This is a genomic window from Seonamhaeicola sp. (genome assembly GCF_028281565.1).
Lineage (GTDB): Bacteria > Bacteroidota > Bacteroidia > Flavobacteriales > Flavobacteriaceae > Seonamhaeicola.
Genome location: NZ_JANQJQ010000009.1, coordinates 23,949 through 45,460, shown reverse-complemented (window position 1 = coordinate 45,460; position 21,512 = coordinate 23,949). Strand labels below are relative to the sequence as shown.

Sequence of the window (21,512 nt, the reverse complement as noted above, 5' to 3'; positions counted from 1 at the left end):
GAGTTCAAACTAATGTTTTAACTTGTGCAATAAATGAATTTAGTATTATCTCATTCAAAATATCAAAATGTCTTACTGAGCTTATTGATAATTTCCGGAAGTTTAAAAGTGTTTTTAACATACTATGAGTTTCCAATAGATATTACAGTGTTAATTTTAGGTTTAGTTCTTATAGATTTTTTTTATGTATTGTTTACCAAAAAAGCGTCGTTAAGCTTAAATAAAAATTCTGTATTTTACATTTTTACTATTCTCCTTTTTTACTTGATTGCAGTTATTAGTTTAGCATTTACTCCTTCATTTTTTTTAGGGATAAAAAAGATTTGTTTAATGTTAATTCCTTTAATTGGGTTTTTCTATGTGAGAGTAATTAAGATTTTAGATTTAAGGGTTTTATATAAAATATTAGTTTATATGGCTATACCCTTAGCTGTTTGGTTTATTATACTTAAATATTTTTTATGGAATAATTCACCGCATTTTGATTTCCGAACGGATGCTGTACGTTTTAACCCTTTAAGAAATTCTTATCTTAGTTTTGGCTATCTGATGGGCATCTTATCTATTTTATCATTAAAATATTCAAAAATCCCTTTTTTTGTCTTTTTGTTTGCTACTTCTATTATTCTAGGCCTGGGTTCAAGAGGAGCATTTGTTTTTTTGATTTTAAGCTGTTTTATTGTTTACTTCAAACAGATTTATTTTTTTTTTAAAAACCTTAGGATTAAGAAAACCATATTACAGATTGTTGTTTTTTCTTTTATTCCAATCATTGGTGTGCTATTTTTCTATCATGAAAAAATAAAAGTATTGTTTGATTATGGGTTAATTCGTTTCACATCTTTAATTAATGCTTCAGAAGATGAATCTCTTTTAGGTAGAATTGATCAATATAGTTATGTTTTTCAGGAGGGTTTATCTTTTCAAGGTTTATCGGTGGGGTTTGGTCTTGGCAGTTTTGGATTAAATTATTCCAATCACTTCGGTTTATCTCACCCTCACAATATTTTTTTAGAAGCATGGTATGAATTAGGTTTTTTTGCAATGTGTTTATTAGTGGCTTTTTTTGTCTTACCTTTTTTTCATTTAAAGAGAAAACAAATTTTTTTAGCACTGGCTCTCTTTGCTTTTTTCAATGCGATGAAAACTTTAAGTTTTTCTACAGATAGGAATTTATTTATTTTATTTGCAATCTTGTTTTTTAATAAAGAATCCTACGAGACCTATAGATAATTACATTAGGCAAATGGCAATAAAAGTAGTTCATATAACAACGGTTCATTATAGGTATGATGTTAGAATTCATTATAAATACTGTAAAACATTATCGAAAGAGAAAGATTTAGAGGTTCTTCTAGTTGTTACTGACGGTAATGGAACTGAGCAAATAAATGATTTAAAAGTACTGGATATAGGAAAATTAAAATTTGGAAGAATAGGAAGAGTCATTATTGGTAATTTTAAAGTTTTAACATATGCTTTGAAATGCAAAAGAGATTTAATGCACTTTCATGACCCTGAGCTATTGCCTTCAATAATTATTTTAAGGTTAATTGGAAGAAAACTTATTTTCGATATGCATGAGAATTTGCCTTTACAAATTCTTACAAAAACCTATATGCCTAAAGTTCTTAGAATAATTTTAAGCAAATGCGTTAATTTTTTTCAAAATATTTCTTTTCGATTTATTCCAGTTATTTTTGCCGAATTTTCATACTCTAAATATTTCGCTAAAGTAAAGCATAGAGAAACTATATTAAATTACCCTTTAAAAACAGAGTTTAGAGATATTACTCAGCGTAAAAACTCATGTTTTACTTTAGGTTATATGGGAAGTGTTGCAGTAGAAAGAGGTGCCTTAGTTATGCTAGAAGCGGTTGCAGAATTAAGAAAAAAAGGTGAAGATATTGATATCCTTTTTGTTGGCCCTATTGACGATACTTTGGAGAGTTTTTCTATATATAAAAAAGCAATTGAAGAAGGATGGGGCATTTTTAAAGGCAGATTGAAACCTAAAGAAGGCTGGAATTATATGGCTAAATGTCACATAGGCATGGCGGTACTCCAAGATTCTCCAAATTTTATTGACTCATACCCTACTAAGCTATTTGAATATATGTTATTAAAACTTCCAATAATTACATCTAATTTCCCATTATATAAAAGTATTATAGATGATGCTGAATGTGGAATAGTGGTTGAGCCCTCCTCCATAAAAGGAATAACTAATAGTATTTTACGAATGAAAAATAACCACATGGAAAGAATACTTATGGGAGAAAATGGTTATAGAAGAGCTATTGAGAAGTATAGTTGGGAATCATCTGAACTTTTAAAAGTAAAAAACTTCTACAAGCAAGTATTACAATATTAGAACCTTAAAAAAGTGATATTCAAATTAATTGTAATTATTAGTTACTTGTTCTTTTGCATGTGATTATGTTTTAAGTGTTTTTTCATAAGGTCAATGTCGTTGGTAACTATTCAATTCAAAACTTAATATCAAAAATAGAAATGGAGACTTACAGTCATAAATACTTAAAAACAAAAGAAGTATTAATTCATATTGGAATATTAGTCTTCCCTTTTGTATTACCACTCCCCACTCCTTTAAATATTAAAAGTATTTGTTTTATTATTTTTTTAACAACCTTACTTTTAAATATTTCTGTGAAATCTGTAGATTTTAAAAAAATACTCTCCAATAAAATAGTAGTTTTATTTCTTATACTTTATTCTTTAGACCCTATACTGTCTATTATAAGGGGAAACGAATTCTATTTAAGAGATTTAAGGTTATCCTTTTTAATTGCTCCTACAATATTTATGCTAAATGCAGGGTTACTGAATAAATACAAAGATAAGATTTTAATGGTGTTTGTTTTTGGCACATTTGGCTATATTGTATTCACTGTGTTTTTTATAATTTATTTTTACACAAATTCAGTTGAGACTTTAGCTTTTGATTATTTCCTCAAGTATGTTACTTACCATTATTTACCTTATTCTATTCATCACACCTATATAGGAATTTACCTTTGTTTTACAAGTGCTATTATTTTATTTAAAACAAAAATAAACCTATATGTAAAATTACTTTTAAATTTTATACTATTTGCTTCAGTTCTCATAATTGCTAGTAAATTAACTATAATCTTTTTTGTGATACTGTTTTTTACATATTTTTTGATTGATTTAAAATGGACATTCTTAAAACGGACCTTATTGATTGCGACTTTGGTTCTTTCTTTTTTACTAATATTGACACTATACATAAAAACTGATTTATTCAGAACTTTGAGCGTTAGTATTAATGAGAGAAAAGATTTATTTAAATGTTCTATTGAAGGAATAAATTCAAATTTGTTCTTAGGCATAGGTAATGATAATGTGAAAAATTATATCGCAAACTGCAACAGTGATTTGGGATTGAAAAACACACATAATATTTTTTTGCAGGAGTTCTTGTCCAATGGAGTATTAGGTATAATAATATTATGCGTATTATTCTATATTTTTATTAGGTTTTTTTTAAAAGTACAATCAATTTTAGGGGTAACACTCATAGTTATGATTTTATTTTTTGGTTTGGTTGAACATCTTTTTAATCTTCAAAATGGAGTTCTTTTTTTTATACCTTTTTTATTGTTAATTTTTTATACCTGTAACTTTGGCTTAAGGTCAAAATCATAGATAGTATGAAGTTGAAATAACCTGCGATTATTTTAATAAGTCATATTATATTGGTCAATTTTAAAACATAATGTAAAAACATTCAAGCATGTCAGATAAAATAAAGTCTAAGTTATTAATGATATTTCACAGACCACCATTTCCTTTGATTGGGGGAGATAAAATTAGAATGTACCAGAATTTAAAAATTTTATCTAAACATTATGATGTGGATGTATTATTTGTAAATGATATAAAAACAGATAAAGCACATAATAATAGTATTTTAAAATTAGCAACTAATATTTTTGTGTTCGAGTTTAAAAAGTATAGATTTTATTTATCAACTCTTTTTGGGTTTTTAATGAATAAAAACCCTCTTCAGGTTAATTATTATTATTTCAAATCGGTACAAAAATGGATAGATAAAAACATCAGTAATTATGATTCTGTCTTTTGCCATACAATTAGAACCGCCGAATACGTTAAAAATAAGTCCATATTCAAGATAATAGATTTTGTTGATGCTATTTCAATGAATTATGAAAAAGCAGCAAAGAAAAGTAACTTTGGATTGTGGAAACTCTTGTACAAAATAGATAAGAAAAGAGTTTTAAAATATGAATCAAGTTTGTTGGAATTATTTGATGAAAGGATAATTATCTCTGAAATCGATAAAAATTATATTTTAAACAAGTCTAATTCGAATGCCAAAATACATATTGTACAAAATTTCGTTGAAACAAACTTTTCAAATTCGTCAGCAGAAGAAGATTATATTATTTTTGTTGGGAAGATGGATTATGAGCCCAATGTAAATGCAGTTAAATATTTTTGTTTAAAGATATTTCCAAAAATTTTAGAAAAGTTTCCTGATTTAAGGTTTTATATAGTCGGTGCCAATCCAATAAAAAAAGTGAAAGTATTAGCAAAGCATCAGAATGTTGAAGTAATTGGATATGTAGAAGATTTAAATGATGTTATTTTGAGATCTAAGCTAATGGTTGCTCCCATGGTATCTGGAGCGGGCATACAGAATAAAATTTTAATGGCTATGGCCCAAAAAAAATGTGTGATCACGACTAAAATTGGAGCAGAAGGACTTGTTGACTTAGATATGGAAAGTAAGCCAATTGAAATATCTAAATCGACTTATGATTTTACTTCCAGTTTGTTAGATTTATTAGAGAATAAGAGCAAGAGAAATAAAATAGGTTTAAATGCTTATAATTATATTAATAAACATTTTTCCATTAGAAAAGTGGAGAAAGATTTATTATCTATTTTAAGTAACACGTAACTATTATTTTATATCTTAATAAAGATAATTTTTTGACTTAATTATTAAAACTATATTTTTACATAATCAAGTTTGGTTCTTATAATAAATTATTTTGGGATTGAAATATCGATTTAATAATTTGAATAAACTTCGTCTATTTATTGTTAAAATCATAATAAAAAACTGTGATATTTTATTCACTTATATTTTTTTTAGGGGCTTATGTCCTAACATACTTTACTATACCAAAAATTATTGGTTTAGTAGAGTATAAAAATTTAATGGATAATCCAAATAATAGAAGTTCGCATTTAAAAAAAACCCCAACGTTAGGAGGCGTTTCTTTTTTTTATACACTAGTCTTTGCGTTATTCTTTTTACGTGGGTGGGGTGAGTATGATGAAGCTATTTACTTTATACCAGGATTAACCATACTCTTTATTATAGGTTTAAAAGATGATTTAGTAGTTCTTTCCCCTTATACAAAACTCATAGCTCAGCTTATAGCTATACTTTTTATTATTAGTAATGATAGCTTTACTATTGAATCTCTTAATGGTTTTTTAGGAGTTGATGATATTCCAATATATGCTTATTATATTGTATCTGGATTTATTATGCTAACAATTATAAACGCGTATAATTTAATTGATGGAATAGATGGATTAGCCGCAATAGTAGGAATAGTTATTTTAATTATTTATTCTGCAATATTCTATATGACCCAGGAATATTTTTTCCTTTTACTGAGTTTGACTTTAAATGGATGCTTAATCGCATTTCTTAAGTTTAATTTAGCTTCCAGTGAATCTAAAGAAAAGATATTTATGGGAGATACCGGATCCTTAATTGTGGGGTTTATAATAAGCATACTTACCTTGAAATTTTTAGCTTTATCTCCTGAAAAATATGATAGTTTACCTTTTTTAATAGAGAATATTCCTCTTATTGCCATTAGTATATTAATTGTACCATTATTTGATACGGCCAGAGTTTTTACGATAAGACTTGCTAATAAGAAAAGCCCATTTTCACCTGATAGAAACCATACTCATCATATTTTAATTGACTACTTTAAGTTTTCGCATAAGAAAGCCAGTTTTATTATTGGAGGGTTTAATCTAGTTTTTGTTTACTTTTTTATAATACTAGGAAGCGCATCATATAATTTTTGGCTTGCTACTGTTTTAGTCATGACAGTTATTGTATTAGGATATATATTTTATCGATTTGATTATAGTTTCTCAAACATTAAAAGAAGAATTCGTTTTAAGAGGAAAATGAATAATGTTAAAGAAAAGGGGAGACGTTTTGTTCATAAGAAAAAGAAATAGATTAAAAAAACACATGAAAATAGAAAGCATTTGTTGTATCGGAGCTGGCTATGTAGGAGGACCAACCATGACGGTTATAGCTAAACAATGCCCGCAAATAAAAGTAACAGTTGTTGATGTTAATCAAGAACGGATAAATGCTTGGAATGATAATAATTTAGATAATCTACCGGTTTTTGAACCAGGATTAGCAGCTATAGTGGAAGAAACCAGAGGGAAGAATCTTTTTTTTTCAACTGATATTGATACTGCTATTAATGAAGCTGAAATGATCTTTATTTCAGTAAATACTCCCACTAAAACATATGGAAAGGGAAAAGGCATGGCAGCCGATTTAAAATATATTGAGTTATGTGCCCGTCAAATAGCTAAAGTGGCTAAGCAAAATAAAATTGTTGTTGAAAAGTCTACACTTCCGGTAAGAACAGCTTCAGCAATAAAGAGTATTCTTGATCACACAGGCAATGGCGTAGAGTTTCAAATATTATCTAATCCGGAGTTTTTAGCTGAGGGAACAGCAGTTCAAGACTTATTAAACCCTGATCGTGTCTTAATAGGGGGAGATCGTTCATCTGAAGAAGGAAAAAGAGCAATGCAGGCGTTAGTGGACATATACGCTAATTGGGTTCCCAGAGATAAAGTATTAACCACAAATGTTTGGTCTTCTGAATTATCTAAACTAACGGCGAATGCTTTTTTGGCACAACGCGTATCTTCTATAAATGCCATATCGGAATTATGTGAAAAAACTGGAGCAGATGTTAATGAAGTTGCCAAGGCCATAGGAATGGATAGCAGGATCGGCTCGAAATTTTTAAAAGCATCTGTTGGTTTTGGGGGGTCTTGCTTTCAAAAAGATATTTTAAATCTTGTTTATATTGCTAAAAGCTATGGATTAAATGAAGTAGCTGATTATTGGGAACAGGTAATTTTAATGAATGAGCATCAGAAGAATAGATTCTCTGATAAGATTGTAAATACGCTTTATAATACCGTATCAGGGAAAAAAATAACTTTTTTAGGATGGGCATTTAAGAAAGATACCAATGATACAAGAGAATCAGCAGCAATTAAGGTGGCTGATAATCTTTTAAATGAACAAGCTAATATCGCCGTATTTGATCCTAAAGTTGCCAAGGAAAGAGTTTATTCAGACTTAGAGTATTTGAATACACGTTCCAATGAGGAAAACAAGGAACAGCTTGAAGTCAAAAATGACCCTTACAAGGCCTGTCACGGAGCACATGCCATAGCCATTTTAACAGAATGGGATGAATTCAAAAACTACGATTGGGAAAAAATTTATGATTCAATGAATAAACCGGCTTTTCTTTTTGATGGCAGGGGAATTCTTGATAAAAAGAATTTAGAAAAAGTAGGTTTTATATATTATAAAATAGGAGTAGGAGAATAAACCATTTTTAATGAAACGAGTTTTAATAACCGGAGCAGCTGGGTTTTTAGGATCACACTTGTGTGACAGATTTATTAATGTGGGGTGTTATGTTATTGGAATGGATAATTTCATTACAGGTGATAGAAAAAACATTAATCATCTGTTTGATAATTCAAATTTTCAGTTTATAGAACATGATGTAACAGAGTTTGTTAAAATAGAAGGAGATTTAGATTATATACTCCATTTTGCTTCTCCTGCCAGTCCAATAGACTATTTGAAGATTCCAATACAAACATTAAAAGTGGGATCCCTAGGTACCCACAATTTATTAGGTTTAGCAAAGGCAAAGAAAGCCAGAATATTGATTGCTTCAACGTCTGAAGTATATGGTGATCCATTAGTGCACCCTCAAAGTGAGGATTATTATGGTAACGTAAATACTATAGGACCAAGAGGGGTATATGATGAGGCAAAACGTTTTCAGGAGTCAATTACCATGGCATATCACAGGTTTCATGGACTTGAGACTAGAATCGTTAGAATATTTAACACTTATGGCCCAAGAATGCGGTTGAATGACGGAAGGGTAATTCCGGCTTTTATGGGGCAAGCATTAAGAGGCGAAGATTTAACCGTTTTTGGAGATGGTTCTCAAACACGCTCATTTTGTTATGTTGATGATCAAATTGAGGGTATTTACAGGCTGCTTCTAAGTGATTATCAATACCCTGTAAATATTGGTAACCCACATGAAATATCAATTAGAGATTTTGCTGATGAAATTATCAAACTAACAGAAACTTCTCAAAAAGTTGTATATGAAGATTTACCAATTGATGATCCTATGCAAAGGCAGCCTGATATAACTTTGGCAAAAAAACTGTTGAATTGGGAGCCAAAAGTAGACAGGGCAGAAGGTATGAGAAAAACATTTAATTACTTTAAAGGCTTAACCCGGGAAGAACTTTATAAAAGTGAACATAAAGATTTTTCTTCTTATATAAACAAATAGTCGTTCATGGGGTATTCTCGTGGTAGATATTCTTGGTTGCTCAGACCGGTATTAATAGTATATGATATTTTTATTATTAATGTTTTGGCATATTATATGTTGAATTTTAATGATGAAAGTTTGCACTTTTTTTCACTCGACTTTTTGAATAATAAGTATTTATTGTATGCTTTATATTCAATATTTTTTTGGTTAGTTTCTGCATTTTTATTGAATTTTTATAAAGTATATAGGTACACTTCTATTTTAAATATATGCGCTCTTTTGATTAAACAATTTTTAGTTTTCACAATAATTGTTTATGCTTTTGTTGGGGCTTTTAGAAGTATTAGTTTATCCGCATTTGTTATCTTTAATTATTTACTTTATTCATTTTTGGCTATAGGGTTTTTGAAAATAATTAGCTTTTATAGTTTAAAGGCCTTCCGGTCTTATTTAAAGGGAAATTTAAGAAATATAGTTATAGTAGGAGGAGGCGAAAGTATAAACGAGCTTTTAAAGTTTTTTGCTCAGAAAAAAGAACTTGGATATAGGATACAGGGCATATTTAAGAATAATGATAGTGTTGACCTTGACACGGCAATAGATGACAGCTTTGACTTTTTAAGAAACAACCCGAATATTGATGAGATTTATTGTGCCATAGATGAACTAAGCGAAAAGCAGGTAAACGAGTATGTTAAATATGCTAACATGAATCAATGTAATATTAAATTCATTCCTAATAATTTTAAATTTTTCACAAAGCGATTGCAAGCAGATTTTTATGATTATCTTCCAATTTTGTCCATTCAGGAAGCGGCTTTAAATAATGAAGTCAATAAGCTCTTAAAAAGAAGCTTTGATGTGTTGTTTTCACTTTTTATTATAGTATTTATACTCTCATGGCTTTCTATTATATTGTTTATTTTGATTAAAATAGAATCAAAAGGGCCGTTAATATACAGGCATAAAAGAAACGGTATTAATTATAAAGAATTTAATTGCTACAAGTATCGGTCTTTATTTATTACTAAAGAAGTAAAGGGGTCTTATGTAAGGCAGAATGACTCAAGGGTTACTAAAATTGGGAAATTTTTACGCAAAACAAGTATTGATGAGCTACCGCAATTTATAAATGTTTTAAAAGGAGACATGAGTGTTGTAGGTCCCAGACCACACATGCTATCTTATACTGAAGAGTATTCAAAAAAAATTAACAAATATAATTTTATTTTTAGGCATCATGTAAAACCTGGTATAACGGGGTTGGCTCAAATAAAAGGATACAGAGGAGAGATAGAGACAGATAATGATATTATTAACAGGGTGAAGTATGATATTTTTTATATTGAAAATTGGTCCATACTTTTAGATTTAAAAATTATAATACAGACAGTTATTAATATTTTTAAAGGAGATGAAAAAGCTTATTAAATGTCCCATATGAATCATATTGTTTCAATCATTACTCCAACATATAACTCGGAAAAGTTCATTAAGCAAACCATTGAAAGTATTATTAGCCAATCATATAAAAACTGGGAATTAATTGTTGTGGATGATGCTTCATTTGATAGTACAGTGGCAATAGTCGAGGAGTTTATAGTAAATCATTCTAATATTAAGCTTCTTCAAAATGATAAAAATGAAGGCGCAGCTATTTCCAGAAATAATGGGATTGAAGCAGCTCAAGGAGATTATATTGCTTTTCTTGACGCAGATGATCTATGGAAATCGGACAAATTAGAAAAGCAAATTGAATTCATAAAAAGTAATAATGCCGATGTATGTTTTTGTAGCTACGATTTAATGAGTGAAGAGGGAACATTATTAAATGAAACAGTAACTGCGCTAACGAAGCTGTCTTATAAGAAGTTTTTAAAATGTAACTATATAGGTAATCTAACAGGTATTTATCATGCTAAAAGCTTAGGAAAAATATATGCACCTGATTTGCGTAAAAGACAAGATTGGTTAATGTGGTTAGAGGCCGTTAAGCGAAGTAATAAACCTGCATTGGGGATGGAGGAATCATTAGCTATATACAGGGTTAGGAAGCATTCTATTTCATCAAATAAACTTAACCTTGTAAAATATAATTTTCTGGTTTACAGAAAAGGTTTGGGTTTTTCGTTAATTAAATCTATTTATTGTTTTACAGTTTTTCTTTTTGAGTATTTCTTTATAAAACCAAAACAGACGGTTACTTCAAAAGAGAAGTGAATTGTTTTAACTTACCAGCTTTTGTTCTTTCTAACTCATTTTTTCTTTCAAATAATACATTTAAACCGGGTTCCAGGTATTTTTCAATGGCTTTATTAATAGCTTCCATTTTAACCTCATTAAGTTCCAAAGAGCTTGTATAACTAATTTTAAATGTGTCTAATTTTAGCTGCTCAATAATGAATTCTTTTACATTGCCCTTATCTTCAATTACTGTTTTAGTAACATAATAAAAAGTTAATCCCGCAGCCTTTTTCCCACTAGGCAGTATGGCAAAGTCATTTGTTCTTCCTGTTAGATTTTCAAGGATGGGTTTTTTAATGGTACTCCCTTTTGAGAGAGAACCAATATCCCCTATTTCATATCGGATAAAAGGATGTGCTTTATTATAAAGGGACGTTATAACAATGCGCCCTTCTTCTCCTAAAGGAAGAGGCTGGTTGTTTTTGTCTAAGATTTCAACAAACAAATCTTGTGTGTTTACAACCCATTCACCCTTTTGATTATTGAATGCAATCAATCCCAATTCAGCCGAACCATATTCATTAACCACCGGAATTCCAAACTGTTTCCTTAAAAGCACTTCATCATTTTTAAAGAGGACTTCGGCTGTTACAATACATACGTTCAATGTTGGACATACTTCTTTTAAGATGATATCTTTTTGTTCTAGAAATTTAGCAAACTGAACAATGGCACTGGTATACCCGTTTATATAAAGAAATTTTGTGTTTTTAAACTTTTTCAGGTTTTTTTCAAGTTCATTGTCACTCATATCAAAAACTGAAAACCGAAACCGATTTCCTAAAAAATCTTTTAATCGTTCTTTATAATATCCATATTTGTTCAAAGGGATACCATAAAACCTGGCTTGCTTTGATGTGGTGACATCAATGCTGAACCAACTATACCGATCGATAAAATTAGCCCAGGTAAGAGCATGACTAAATTTATCTTTTGCAAAAATTAATGGTGTTCCTGAAGACCCGGAAGTTTTATGGATATGACTGTTTTTAATGTTAAACCCTTCTGATAATCTTTCATCCAACGGCCTTTGAAAATCACTCTTAGCTAATATGGGGATTGAGTTCCAATCGTCAGGATTAGCACCTTTAGCAAACTCTTTGTAGAATTTATTGTGTTTTAAATGATGAGAAACAATGTCTTTTCTCTTTTTTTCAATGTAAGTCCGGTAACTTTTTTCATCAATATTTTGAATATCAATTAACTGTTGCTTTGCTTTTTCAATAGGAAAGCCTTTGAGTTTTAATGAAAAATTAAATAAGTTCACTGGTAATGACAAAAATATATGAGTTTTTTCATTTGGAAATTTATAAAAACAAATTGAAAAAATTCATGTATTAACTAAGTGGTTATTGAAGTGAAACTAAATTTTATATTTTTAGGCATAAAATTTAGTTTTTTACAGAAAAAATATTTGTAAAGTAACTAAAAAATATTCGTGAATTAGTGCCATTAATTCTATTTTTGCACTCGAAAAAGCTTTTTTAATGCTTGCATTAAAAGACAATAATTTGTCATTCCCACATAAAAACGGGAAACTTAAAAAGTAATACAATGAATATCTTAGTTTTGGGGTCAGGGGGAAGAGAACATACCTTTGCCTGGAAAATAGCTCAAAGTCCGTTATGTAATGAATTATATGTTGCTCCGGGGAATTCCGGAACGGCTGAAATTGCAACTAATGTAAATATTGGAGTAACCGATTTTGATGCTATTAAAACACTTGTTTTGGACAAACAAATCGATTTGGTTGTTGTGGGACCAGAAGACCCCTTGGTAAAAGGGGTTCATGATTATTTTTTGAATGATGATCAGTTAAAAAATATACCGGTTATTGGCCCACAGAAAGAAGCGGCAGAGCTGGAAGGCAGTAAAGAGTTTGCTAAGGAATTTATGTATAGACATAATATTCCAACAGCAGCTTATGAAAGTTTTACTAAAGATACCGTTGACCAAGGATATACCTTTTTAGAAACTTTAAACCCCCCCTATGTTTTAAAAGCCGACGGATTAGCAGCGGGAAAAGGCGTTGTTATTTTAAATGATTTGGAAGAAGCCAAAGCGGAACTTAAGAGCATGTTGGTTGATTCTAAGTTTGGTGAGGCCAGTACTAAGGTGGTTATTGAAGAATTTTTAGATGGTATTGAGTTAAGTTGTTTTGTTCTAACCGATGGTGAAAACTATAAAATTCTTCCAACAGCTAAGGATTATAAACGTATTGGGGAAGGAGATACCGGTTTAAATACCGGTGGTATGGGAGCTGTGTCTCCGGTGCCTTTTGCGACCGATTCCTTTTTGAATAAAATTGAAGAGCGTATTGTAAAGCCTACTATTGAGGGTTTTAAAAAGGATAATCTGCCATATGTAGGTTTTGTTTTTATAGGGCTTATTAAAGTTGGAGATAACCCCAAGGTTATTGAATACAATGTTAGAATGGGTGATCCAGAAACCGAAGTAGTTTTTCCCAGACTTAAAAACGATTTGGTTGAAGTGCTTCAGGCTATGGCAAATGGCACATTAGATACTGTTAATCTTGAAATTGATGAACGCGCGGCTACAACTATAATGGTTGTATCAGGAGGCTACCCCGAGGCATACGAAAAAGGAAAAGAAATTACAGGTATTGAATCCATTAAAGATTCTGTTCCGTTTCATGCCGGAGCTCAATTAAAAAATGGTAAAGTAGTCACTTCAGGAGGGCGTGTAATTTCCATTACATCTTATGGTGATACGTACCAGGAAGCCATAAAAAAATCTTACCAAAGTATAGAAAAACTACATTTTGATAAGATGTATTATCGTAAAGATATCGGTTTCGACTTATAAAAAAGAATGAGAAGAAACGCTTTTATCCTCTTCGTTATTGTCATTAAAGATTTTAAGTTGCTTCATCCAGTATACCATGGCAACAAACCCTATTATAAGGAAAATCCAGGATATTATATTGGCTAGCCACCAGTTATCAAGTTCTAAAGCCCTTAAGGCATCAAATGGAGTAAAAAGAACATCAACAAATAAATCCTGTATGGCGTAAAAGAAATCTTTCATGTGTATTAGTTATTGTTTTCTAACCAGGTTGATAGTTAGTATATTTACAGGGCAAAAATACAAAAACAGTTAATGATAACAAGTATTTTTAGTAAATCTAAACCAATAAATTTTATCATTGTTTTTTTTGTTATGTTGTTAGCTTTTTTAGTGGCTAGAACAGGAGTAACAAAGGAACCAATAACCGTGCTCTTTATTATAGAGCAGCTTATCTTACTTTTTATCTGTTATTTTTCAATGCTCCTCTTAAACTTTATTGTTAGTAAGAATAGTTTAACTAAGTTGAATAATTACGAAATTCTGTTGTTTAGCTTGTTTTTATTACTCATTCCTTCAACTACGTTGAATGCGAATATCCTGTTTTCCAATTTTTTCATTCTTTTGGGTTTAAGACGAATTATGAGTTTACGCTCTCAAAGAAGTGAAAAAAAGAAGCTCTTTGATGCTGCATTTTGGATTGCTATTGCCTCCTTGTTTTACTTTTGGGCCATTTTGTTTTTTGTATTAATCCTTTTAGCATTATTACTGTACACAGATAATAACATAAGGCATTGGATCATACCGTTTATTGGAATAGCCACTGTTTTTGTTATATCAGTTGGATGTTCAATAGTACTCCATAGTAATTATTTTGATGTTTTAAACATATCACCGGTATTTAGTTATGACTTTAGTAGCTATAACTCTATAAGATTTATCGTTGCAATTACATTGCTGTTGTCCTTTGGGTCATGGTCTTCAGTTTTTTATTTGCAGAACATAAAAAAACAGAAAAAAGCCTACAGAGCCTCTTTTAAAATAATCATTCTGGCAGGAGTTATTGCTTTTTTTATAGTATTTCAAGCGCCTGATAAAAACGGCAGTGAGTTTTTGTTTTTATTTGCTCCTTTGTCAATAATAGTGACCAATTATATAGAAACCATTAAGGAAAAATGGTTCAAAGAGACTTTTTTATCTGTCTTGGCAGTAGCTCCAATAGTACTTTTAGTGTTGCAATTTTTCACCAAAAGCTAAATCACCGGCATCTCCAAGCCCCGGAATAATATAACCTTTGCTGTTTAGTTTTTCATCAATGGCAGCAATCCATAAATGCGTATTATCGCCAAATTGATTTCCGACAAAATCAGCACCTTGTCCGGCGCCGATAACACTTACCAAATGAATTTCTTTAGGCATTCCAAAAGGTTTTAAGGCCTCAAATGTGGCTACCATGGATTGGCCGGTGGCTAACATGGGGTCAGCTAAAATAAGTGTTTTTCCTTCTAAGTTTGGGCATGCCAAATATTCAACAATAATTTCAAAACTTTCAGGGTTATCTTTATGGTGCCTGTAAGCCGAAATAAAAGCATTCTCAGCTTTGTCAAAATAATTTAACAGGCCATTGTGTAAGGGTACGCCTGCTCTTAAAACTGAGCATAAAACGATGTCGTTCTCTAATAAATTAATGTCGCAATTTCCTAACGGTGTTTCAACAGAAGATGATTTATAATTTAAAGATTTGCTCAGTTCATATCCAAGAATTTCTCCTATGCGTTCAATGTTTCTTCTAAAGCGCATCGGGTCTTTTTGTATATTGATATCTCTAATTTCAGAAAGGAAAGTATTTAATATGGAATTTTGCTGGGAAACGTTATGAATTTGCATAAAAACGAAGTATTATTTCAAGAGTAAAGTTATTAAATTAAAGTATATTTGCAGTTAAAATGAACGCACTATGTTTACAAGTAAAGCCAATAAAATATTCCAGGAAGTTATTGAGGAATACCATAAGATAGATTCGGTAGATCAACCTTTTAACAACCCATATGATAAAAGCGATCTATTAGAGCATTTATTATACAGAAAATGTTGGATTGACACGGTTCAATGGCATTACGAAGACATTATAAGAGATCCGCAGATAGACCCTGTGGCAGCTTTAACATTGAAGCGACAAATTGATGCTTCAAACCAGGATAGAACCGATATGGTAGAGTATATTGACAGCTATTTTTTAGAAAAGTATAAAGATGTAACGGCTAAGGCAGATGCTACCATTAATACCGAAAGTCCAGCCTGGGGTGTAGACAGACTTTCAATTTTAGCACTTAAAATCTATCACATGAATGAAGAAGCTACGCGTACTGATGCTTCTGATGCTCATAGAGACGCCTGTCAAAAAAAATTAGATGTACTCTTAGAGCAACGAGTAGATTTATCTACAGCTATAGATACACTTCTAAGCGATATTGAAAAAGGCGATAAGTATATGAAAGTGTACAAGCAAATGAAGATGTACAACGATGACGAACTAAATCCGGTTTTACGTTCTCAAAAATAGCCGCTTGTTATCCTGTCCCGATAGTTATCGGGATTCAGGATCTCATCATACGTATGGATGATGCCAAAATTACCCAAACATATTTTAGTGATTCGCCTTTCGGCCATGGGTGATGTGGCTATGACTGTGCCTGTTTTAAGAGCCTTTACTCAACAATATCCGGACGTTAAGGTTACCGTTCTAACCAGAGCCTTTTTTACTCCCTTTTTTAAAGATTTAGATAATGTCAATGTTTTTCCTGCCGAGGTTAGAGGAAAGCACAAAGGCGTTTTTGGATTGTACAAACTTTCAAAGGCATTGAAAAAGTTAGAAATTGATGCAGTGGCCGATTTACATAATGTTTTAAGGAGTAATATTTTAAAGGCATTTTTAAACGGAAAGCCGTTTGTACAGATAGATAAAGGGCGAAAAGAAAAGGAAGCATTAACTTCAGGAGACTTTTTTAAGCAGTTAAAAACGACGCATGAGCGTTATGCAGATGTTTTTAGAACACTGGGGTTCAAGCTAGGTCTATCAAATCCAAAGTTTCCTAAAAGGCGAGTTTTAAGAGATAAGGTTCAGGGCCTTTTAGGGGTTTCCGATAAAAAGATTGGTATTGCACCTTTTGCGGCTCATGAAGGTAAAATGTATCCGTTGGATTTAATGGAACATGTTATTGAAGTACTTTCTAAAGAACATCAAATCATTTTATTTGGCGGCGGGAAACAAGAGATTGAAACTTTAAACGAATTTGAAAGCAAGTTTGAGAATGTTATAAATGTTGCAGGAAAGCTCTCTTTGGATGAAGAATTGGATGTAATTTCTAATTTAGATGCTATGCTTTCTATGGATTCAGGTAATGGACATATGGCTGCCATGTTGGGTGTAAAGGTTGTAACCATTTGGGGAGTTACCCATCCGTATGCAGGATTTACACCGTTTAATCAACCCGAGGACCATATGTTGTTATCTGATAGGAATCAATTTCCCAAAATTCCAACATCGGTTTATGGAAATAAGTACCCTGAAGGCTATGAGGAAGCTTGTAGAAGTATTCAACCTAAAGAAGTGATAGACAGGATTAAGAGCTTATTATAATAGCCTTTATTCTAATAAATTAAAAACATTGAAGATGAGACTTAGAAAAAAACTTTTAAAATTTGCCATTTGGTTTATCGTTGTAGGTGTTTTTGGCTTATGTTCAACATATTTTTATTTAAAAAGTACCTGGAGGGATGTTTTGTCTGAAGAGGAACTGGATGAGTTAGTAGCAAGAATAGAATTTGCCGATGATTTACCTGAAAGATTTTTTGAGTTATATGAAGAAGCGTATCCCGGGGTTATGACAACTACTTTGAACAAACAAATGATGAAAAGCGTCTTTTCTAATGATGTTATTAAGAGCCCGAGCCTTTTAGCTTCAACCATTTCTAAGCTTAGTAGAGTTGACGGTGATAGTACGCGAATTTCCAGAAGAAAAGCTTACGTTTTGGCATGGAAACTCGAGGAAGTAGCTGATCAGAAGCAATGTTTAAATTGGGCATTAAAAAATTACCAATTTACACCGGAATTTAAAGGTGTGGACAATATTGCCAGATATTATTATGTAAAAGATCTTCATAGTCTTAACGATGAAGAATTAAAGTCTATAATTACCTTAATGAAAAAACCCAGTTTAGTAAGTATACCTAAACGAGGGCCTTTAGGAACTTATATAACAGATTAGTTAGCTTTTAGTTTATAGAGATCATGTGGCCCATTGTTATTGGCAACAAACAGTAATTTACCCTTTGTTCCTTTTACGAGCACCATATTTCTAACATCTCTATTTGCAAAAAAACCAGAATCTAAATGGCTCAACATAGTAAAGTTGCCTTTGCCATTTCCTAACAAAACATTACCAATTCCGGCATCTGCCCTGGTAGTTTCTACTTCTGATTGATGATTATTACCAGCCAGAATTAAATCTTTATTGCCATCATTATTTATATCTTCAAGAACAATACTGTTTATAGGGGATTGCTGCACATCATTTGAGAATGCAGAAAATGAAAATTCGTTATCTCCATTATTTATAAAAATTCCAGAACGGAATTCCGTGGCTTTATAGTGTAAAGAACTACTTAATCGTTTCCCTAAAATACCTTCAAGGTTTCTGCTTGCAAAATCGTTATAATCAGGTATTTTTTGAGCTAAATGAGGCATTTGTTGGGTCATACAGGTCTTTCCCCTGATAGGAACTTCCTCCCCTTTGTAATCCTTAGCAAGAACGATATCTTCAACATTGTCAAAATTAAAATCATTGGTGTAGATAAGGAAAGGTTTTTCCGGTGTGGCGTGAAATTTATAATTCAACCCAAGATTACCGGCAATAATATCATTATCTCCGTCACTGTCAACATCGGCAACTAGCAATCTGTTCCACCAGCCTTTAGTGTTTGCAAGACTTTCATGGTTAGTGCTTTTGGTAAGTGAGCCATTATCGTTTATAAAAACCTCAATACCCATCCATTCTCCTGTTACAATCAGGTCAATGTGGTCATCGTTATTTATATCAGTCCAAATAGCATCTGTAACCATACCAATGCGTTCTAATTCAGGTGCAAATTCTTTTGTTACGTTAGTAAATATGCCCTTGTTATTCTGTAGAAGAAAACTTTCGGGGGCATAAGGGTATTTTCCCGGGATCACTCTTCCACCTACAAACAGATCTATATCACCATCGTTATCATAATCAAATGGGGCTACTTTGGCCCCGGCCGATTTAATCGTTGGAAGGGCATCTTCAGATTTTGTAAATACTCCTGTACCGTCATTCAAATAAAGAATGTCCTGTAGGGCATTTGGATAGCCAAAAAACTCATAACTACCATGAACAACATATAAGTCCTGGTCGCCATCATTATCAGCGTCGAAAAAAGCCGCGCCTACGTCTTCATATTTTTTATCAGCTATGAAAGCATCATTTTGTTTCTTTGAAAATGAACCTGAGGGATTCCCCAATAATAACTGTGCAGGACGACCATTAGCTCCACCAATAAAAATATCTTCAATACCATCATTATTTACATCAGATGTTGCAAGGGCTGGCCCTAATTGAGAAAGCTTGTGAGGTAATAATATTTGAAGGTCATAATCATTAAAATAAGGGTCCGTATGGCTAAAGTTGGAATCAAGTTTTGTAAATATTGGCTGTTTCTTGTTCAACTGATCTCCTGTGTTTTCCGGGAGATTAGCATCTTTATAGTCTATTTTTAATAATTGATTAGGCTTTGTAGCAGACATAACCTGTTGTTTCCCATCCGGCCAGGTAATGGTTATTTTTTCAATGGCATCGTCATGGTTCAAACCAAAATGAAGCACATTAGGGACAGATGACAAGAACCCCCTGCTATTAATAAGCTGGCGTTTTAATTTAGAACCATTTTCCAAGTTGATTTCAGCGATAGCACCTACTCCAAACCTATTTTTTTCAGGGCCGTTAAATGCCATTTTCAGGTATTTCCCGCTTTTAGTGTCTGAAGCGTTGTTTTTTAAAAGGGTTACTTCGTCATTTATATTATTAACCACAACATCTAAATCGCCATCATTATCTAAGTCGGCATAAGCAGCACCATTTGAGAACGTAGCTATGGAATCTGCCCATTTAAAAGACGTGTTTTCAAAGGTTAAATCCCCATTGTTTTTATAAAAATAGTTGTTGAGTTTTTGCTGAGGCATCATTTTAGAAAACTTCAGGAAGTCCTCATCAGTTGGCTTTCTTTTGTTTTCTCTTAATATTTTAAGCGTTTCGTTGTGCACATCTCTGTCTAAAACATCTCTAAATACACCATTAGTTATATAAACATCATTGAAGCCATCCAAATCAAAATCGGCAGATAATACAGACCAACTCCAATCGGTATCCGCGATTCCCGACATTTTTGATATTTCACTAAAAGTGCCATTACCATTGTTTAGTTGCAACATATTATGCATATACTGATAATGGTAATCATTTGCAACCATTTGCTCAAATGTGCTTACCGATGTCATAGACATGGTTGTTTTTGACCTGATATAGTCTTCAGGATTCATGTCAAGCGTAGTCAGATCAAAGAATCCATCATTGTTTATATCTGTAAAATCACTTCCCATGCTATTGTAGGAAATATGCTTAAACATACTGTTTCTGGATTCAGTAAAGGTGCCGTTACCGTTGTTGATATACACCAGGTCCGGATAATCGAAGTCATTACATACGTAAACATCTAACCAGCCATCGTTGTTTAGATCACCTACCTGAGGGTTTAATCCAAAGCCTAAATCTAATTGCAGTTTTGCTTGTTTAGAAACATCGGTAAAGTGTCCGGTGCCGTCATTATTGTAGAGCCTGTCACAGCCTTTTAATGCCAGGTTTTTTTCGTCGTTATAAGTGGTCCTTAAATCTTGGATTTTACCTTTCCCACTAATATCGGGTGTATTAGAAATATATACATCCAGGTCATTGTCATTATCGTAATCAAAAAAAACGGCGTGAATGGTTCTGTTATTATCATCTAAACCAAGTTCTTTGGCCTTTTCGGTAAACGTATTATCACCGTTATTAATGTAAAGTAAGTTTGCAAACTTATTATTATCGTCTAGCCACCCACCACGAGATACATAAATATCAAGCAAGCCGTCACTATTAACATCAGCCATAGTGACTCCAGTGTTGAACCCTTTCATGTTTTTTATACCGGCTGTTTCTGTGATGTCTTCAAACTTAAAATCGCCCTTATTGAGATACAATTTGTCATCCGATTGATTTGAAGTGAAATACAGATCTGTTAACCCATCGTTATTTATATCGCCTGCAGCAACACCGCCGCCAATGTAAGTGTATAAATATTGGTAGTAATTGGACTCTAAGGTTTCTTCTAAAGTGTTTATAAACTCTATTCCAGAATCTGCGGATGAGATTGTTGTAAATAGTTTTATTACATCTTCTTCGGGTACAATATCTTTAGTCGGTTCTTTGGAATCTTTTTTGCAGGAATTCAAGCTAAATAGAAGCGTAATCCCTAATGCTATAGAGTACGGTTTTGATCTTAGAAAGAGAATAGATTTTGACAACATAAATTAAAGATGCTGGGTTGGGAAATCATTTGTGCTAATTTACAAAATTGTGAGTGCTAAGGGTAATAATATAGCAGTAAAATTGGGGTTTTATAAAATAAAAAGAGGCTATATTTTTTTAACAAATTTAGCCTCTT

The 21,512-nt window shown here is 31.8% G+C and carries 18 protein-coding genes; 14 read left to right on the top strand and 4 right to left on the bottom strand.

Features of this window, described 5'->3' with window-relative positions; genetic code table 11:
- Positions 1-33 precede the first annotated feature (33 nt).
- The 9 genes from Q0983_RS03525 (at position 34) to Q0983_RS03485 (ending at position 10,904) form a co-directional block, all read left to right on the top strand.
- Entirely contained in the window at positions 34-1,233 is a 1,200-nt protein-coding gene (locus Q0983_RS03525) for an O-antigen ligase family protein (RefSeq protein ID WP_299548813.1), read from the top strand.
- A 13-nt stretch (positions 1,234-1,246) separates the two neighbouring features.
- Positions 1,247-2,374 (top strand): glycosyltransferase, encoded by a 1,128-nt coding sequence (locus tag Q0983_RS03520; protein WP_299548810.1) that lies wholly within the window; start codon positions 1,247-1,249, stop codon positions 2,372-2,374.
- Positions 2,375-2,514: 140 nt separating this feature from the next.
- Positions 2,515-3,693: an O-antigen ligase family protein gene (locus Q0983_RS03515; RefSeq protein WP_299548807.1), complete on the top strand. Its 1,179-nt coding sequence runs from the start codon at positions 2,515-2,517 to the stop codon at positions 3,691-3,693.
- Positions 3,694-3,781: 88 nt separating this feature from the next.
- Positions 3,782-4,972 (top strand): glycosyltransferase, encoded by a 1,191-nt coding sequence (locus tag Q0983_RS03510; RefSeq protein WP_299548805.1) that lies wholly within the window; start codon positions 3,782-3,784, stop codon positions 4,970-4,972.
- Positions 4,973-5,235: 263 nt separating this feature from the next.
- Complete coding sequence (locus Q0983_RS03505) at positions 5,236-6,288, top strand: MraY family glycosyltransferase (RefSeq protein WP_299548803.1); 1,053 nt, start codon at positions 5,236-5,238, stop codon at positions 6,286-6,288.
- A 13-nt stretch (positions 6,289-6,301) separates the two neighbouring features.
- Positions 6,302-7,702 carry a nucleotide sugar dehydrogenase gene (locus tag Q0983_RS03500; RefSeq protein WP_299548798.1) on the top strand — a complete coding sequence of 467 codons (1,401 nt, stop codon included), beginning with the start codon at positions 6,302-6,304 and terminating at the stop codon, positions 7,700-7,702.
- Between the two features lie 10 nt (positions 7,703-7,712).
- Positions 7,713-8,699 carry a UDP-glucuronic acid decarboxylase family protein gene (locus Q0983_RS03495; protein ID WP_299548795.1) on the top strand — a complete coding sequence of 329 codons (987 nt, stop codon included), beginning with the start codon at positions 7,713-7,715 and terminating at the stop codon, positions 8,697-8,699.
- 6 nt (positions 8,700-8,705) lie between these two features.
- The gene (locus Q0983_RS03490) at positions 8,706-10,115 is read left to right on the top strand and encodes an exopolysaccharide biosynthesis polyprenyl glycosylphosphotransferase (RefSeq protein ID WP_299548792.1); all 1,410 of its coding nucleotides are present in this window, start codon (positions 8,706-8,708) and stop codon (positions 10,113-10,115) included.
- 9 nt (positions 10,116-10,124) lie between these two features.
- Positions 10,125-10,904, top strand: coding sequence for a glycosyltransferase family 2 protein (locus tag Q0983_RS03485; RefSeq protein WP_299548789.1), 780 nt, complete (start codon positions 10,125-10,127; stop codon positions 10,902-10,904).
- Here Q0983_RS03485 and Q0983_RS03480 read toward each other — a convergent pair.
- Positions 10,885-12,207: a phenylacetate--CoA ligase family protein gene (locus Q0983_RS03480; RefSeq protein ID WP_299548786.1), complete on the bottom strand. Its 1,323-nt coding sequence runs from the start codon at positions 12,205-12,207 to the stop codon at positions 10,885-10,887. The genes Q0983_RS03485 and Q0983_RS03480 overlap by 20 nt on opposite strands.
- A 275-nt stretch (positions 12,208-12,482) precedes the next feature.
- Here Q0983_RS03480 and purD point away from each other — a divergent pair, with 275 nt between their 5' ends.
- Positions 12,483-13,754, top strand: a complete 1,272-nt coding sequence (purD, locus tag Q0983_RS03475) for a phosphoribosylamine--glycine ligase (RefSeq protein WP_299548784.1) — start codon at positions 12,483-12,485, stop codon at positions 13,752-13,754.
- On the opposite strand, the gene Q0983_RS03470 is transcribed toward purD, so the two are convergent.
- Positions 13,749-13,976, bottom strand: a complete 228-nt coding sequence (locus Q0983_RS03470) for a uracil phosphoribosyltransferase (RefSeq protein ID WP_299548781.1) — start codon at positions 13,974-13,976, stop codon at positions 13,749-13,751. The genes purD and Q0983_RS03470 overlap by 6 nt on opposite strands.
- A 72-nt stretch (positions 13,977-14,048) precedes the next feature.
- Between Q0983_RS03470 and Q0983_RS03465 the strand changes: the two genes are divergently transcribed.
- The gene (locus tag Q0983_RS03465; RefSeq protein ID WP_299548778.1) at positions 14,049-14,990 is read left to right on the top strand and encodes a DUF6427 family protein; all 942 of its coding nucleotides are present in this window, start codon (positions 14,049-14,051) and stop codon (positions 14,988-14,990) included.
- Here the strand turns inward: Q0983_RS03465 and upp are convergent.
- On the bottom strand, positions 14,961-15,620 hold the full coding sequence (gene upp / locus Q0983_RS03460; protein ID WP_299548775.1) for a uracil phosphoribosyltransferase: 660 nt from the start codon (positions 15,618-15,620) through the stop codon (positions 14,961-14,963). The two genes, Q0983_RS03465 and upp, sit on opposite strands and share 30 nt — an antisense overlap.
- Positions 15,621-15,690: 70 nt before the next feature.
- Here upp and Q0983_RS03455 point away from each other — a divergent pair, with 70 nt between their 5' ends.
- From Q0983_RS03455 to Q0983_RS03445, 3 genes are read left to right on the top strand one after another with little or no spacing between them, the layout of a single operon-like run.
- Positions 15,691-16,296, top strand: a complete 606-nt coding sequence (locus tag Q0983_RS03455; protein ID WP_299548772.1) for a DUF4254 domain-containing protein — start codon at positions 15,691-15,693, stop codon at positions 16,294-16,296.
- Positions 16,297-16,356: 60 nt separating this feature from the next.
- Positions 16,357-17,373: a glycosyltransferase family 9 protein gene (locus Q0983_RS03450; RefSeq protein WP_299549092.1), complete on the top strand. Its 1,017-nt coding sequence runs from the start codon at positions 16,357-16,359 to the stop codon at positions 17,371-17,373.
- Between the two features lie 34 nt (positions 17,374-17,407).
- Positions 17,408-18,001 (top strand): transglycosylase domain-containing protein, encoded by a 594-nt coding sequence (locus Q0983_RS03445; RefSeq protein ID WP_299548769.1) that lies wholly within the window; start codon positions 17,408-17,410, stop codon positions 17,999-18,001.
- Here Q0983_RS03445 and Q0983_RS03440 read toward each other — a convergent pair.
- Positions 17,998-21,375 carry a VCBS repeat-containing protein gene (locus tag Q0983_RS03440; protein WP_299548766.1) on the bottom strand — a complete coding sequence of 1,126 codons (3,378 nt, stop codon included), beginning with the start codon at positions 21,373-21,375 and terminating at the stop codon, positions 17,998-18,000. The genes Q0983_RS03445 and Q0983_RS03440 overlap by 4 nt on opposite strands.
- Positions 21,376-21,512 lie beyond the last annotated feature (137 nt).

What these genes read in the sequence shown, in the direction of transcription:
- upp (WP_299548775.1), bottom strand. Translation starts at nt 15,620, where the DNA reads ATGCAAATTCATAACGTTTCCCAGCAAAATTCCATATTAAATACTTTC.
- Q0983_RS03505 (WP_299548803.1), top strand. Translation starts at nt 5,236, where the DNA reads ATGGATAATCCAAATAATAGAAGTTCGCATTTAAAAAAAACCCCAACG.
- Q0983_RS03455 (WP_299548772.1), top strand. Translation starts at nt 15,691, where the DNA reads ATGTTTACAAGTAAAGCCAATAAAATATTCCAGGAAGTTATTGAGGAA.
- Q0983_RS03515 (WP_299548807.1), top strand. Translation starts at nt 2,515, where the DNA reads ATGGAGACTTACAGTCATAAATACTTAAAAACAAAAGAAGTATTAATT.
- Q0983_RS03510 (WP_299548805.1), top strand. Translation starts at nt 3,782, where the DNA reads ATGTCAGATAAAATAAAGTCTAAGTTATTAATGATATTTCACAGACCA.
- Q0983_RS03445 (WP_299548769.1), top strand. Translation starts at nt 17,408, where the DNA reads ATGAGACTTAGAAAAAAACTTTTAAAATTTGCCATTTGGTTTATCGTT.
- Q0983_RS03470 (WP_299548781.1), bottom strand. Translation starts at nt 13,976, where the DNA reads ATGAAAGATTTCTTTTACGCCATACAGGATTTATTTGTTGATGTTCTT.
- Q0983_RS03465 (WP_299548778.1), top strand. Translation starts at nt 14,049, where the DNA reads ATGATAACAAGTATTTTTAGTAAATCTAAACCAATAAATTTTATCATT.
- Q0983_RS03495 (WP_299548795.1), top strand. Translation starts at nt 7,713, where the DNA reads ATGAAACGAGTTTTAATAACCGGAGCAGCTGGGTTTTTAGGATCACAC.
- Q0983_RS03490 (WP_299548792.1), top strand. Translation starts at nt 8,706, where the DNA reads ATGGGGTATTCTCGTGGTAGATATTCTTGGTTGCTCAGACCGGTATTA.
- Q0983_RS03485 (WP_299548789.1), top strand. Translation starts at nt 10,125, where the DNA reads ATGAATCATATTGTTTCAATCATTACTCCAACATATAACTCGGAAAAG.
- Q0983_RS03500 (WP_299548798.1), top strand. Translation starts at nt 6,302, where the DNA reads ATGAAAATAGAAAGCATTTGTTGTATCGGAGCTGGCTATGTAGGAGGA.
- Q0983_RS03450 (WP_299549092.1), top strand. Translation starts at nt 16,357, where the DNA reads ATGCCAAAATTACCCAAACATATTTTAGTGATTCGCCTTTCGGCCATG.
- Q0983_RS03525 (WP_299548813.1), top strand. Translation starts at nt 34, where the DNA reads ATGAATTTAGTATTATCTCATTCAAAATATCAAAATGTCTTACTGAGC.
- Q0983_RS03440 (WP_299548766.1), bottom strand. Translation starts at nt 21,375, where the DNA reads ATGTTGTCAAAATCTATTCTCTTTCTAAGATCAAAACCGTACTCTATA.
- Q0983_RS03520 (WP_299548810.1), top strand. Translation starts at nt 1,247, where the DNA reads ATGGCAATAAAAGTAGTTCATATAACAACGGTTCATTATAGGTATGAT.
- purD (WP_299548784.1), top strand. Translation starts at nt 12,483, where the DNA reads ATGAATATCTTAGTTTTGGGGTCAGGGGGAAGAGAACATACCTTTGCC.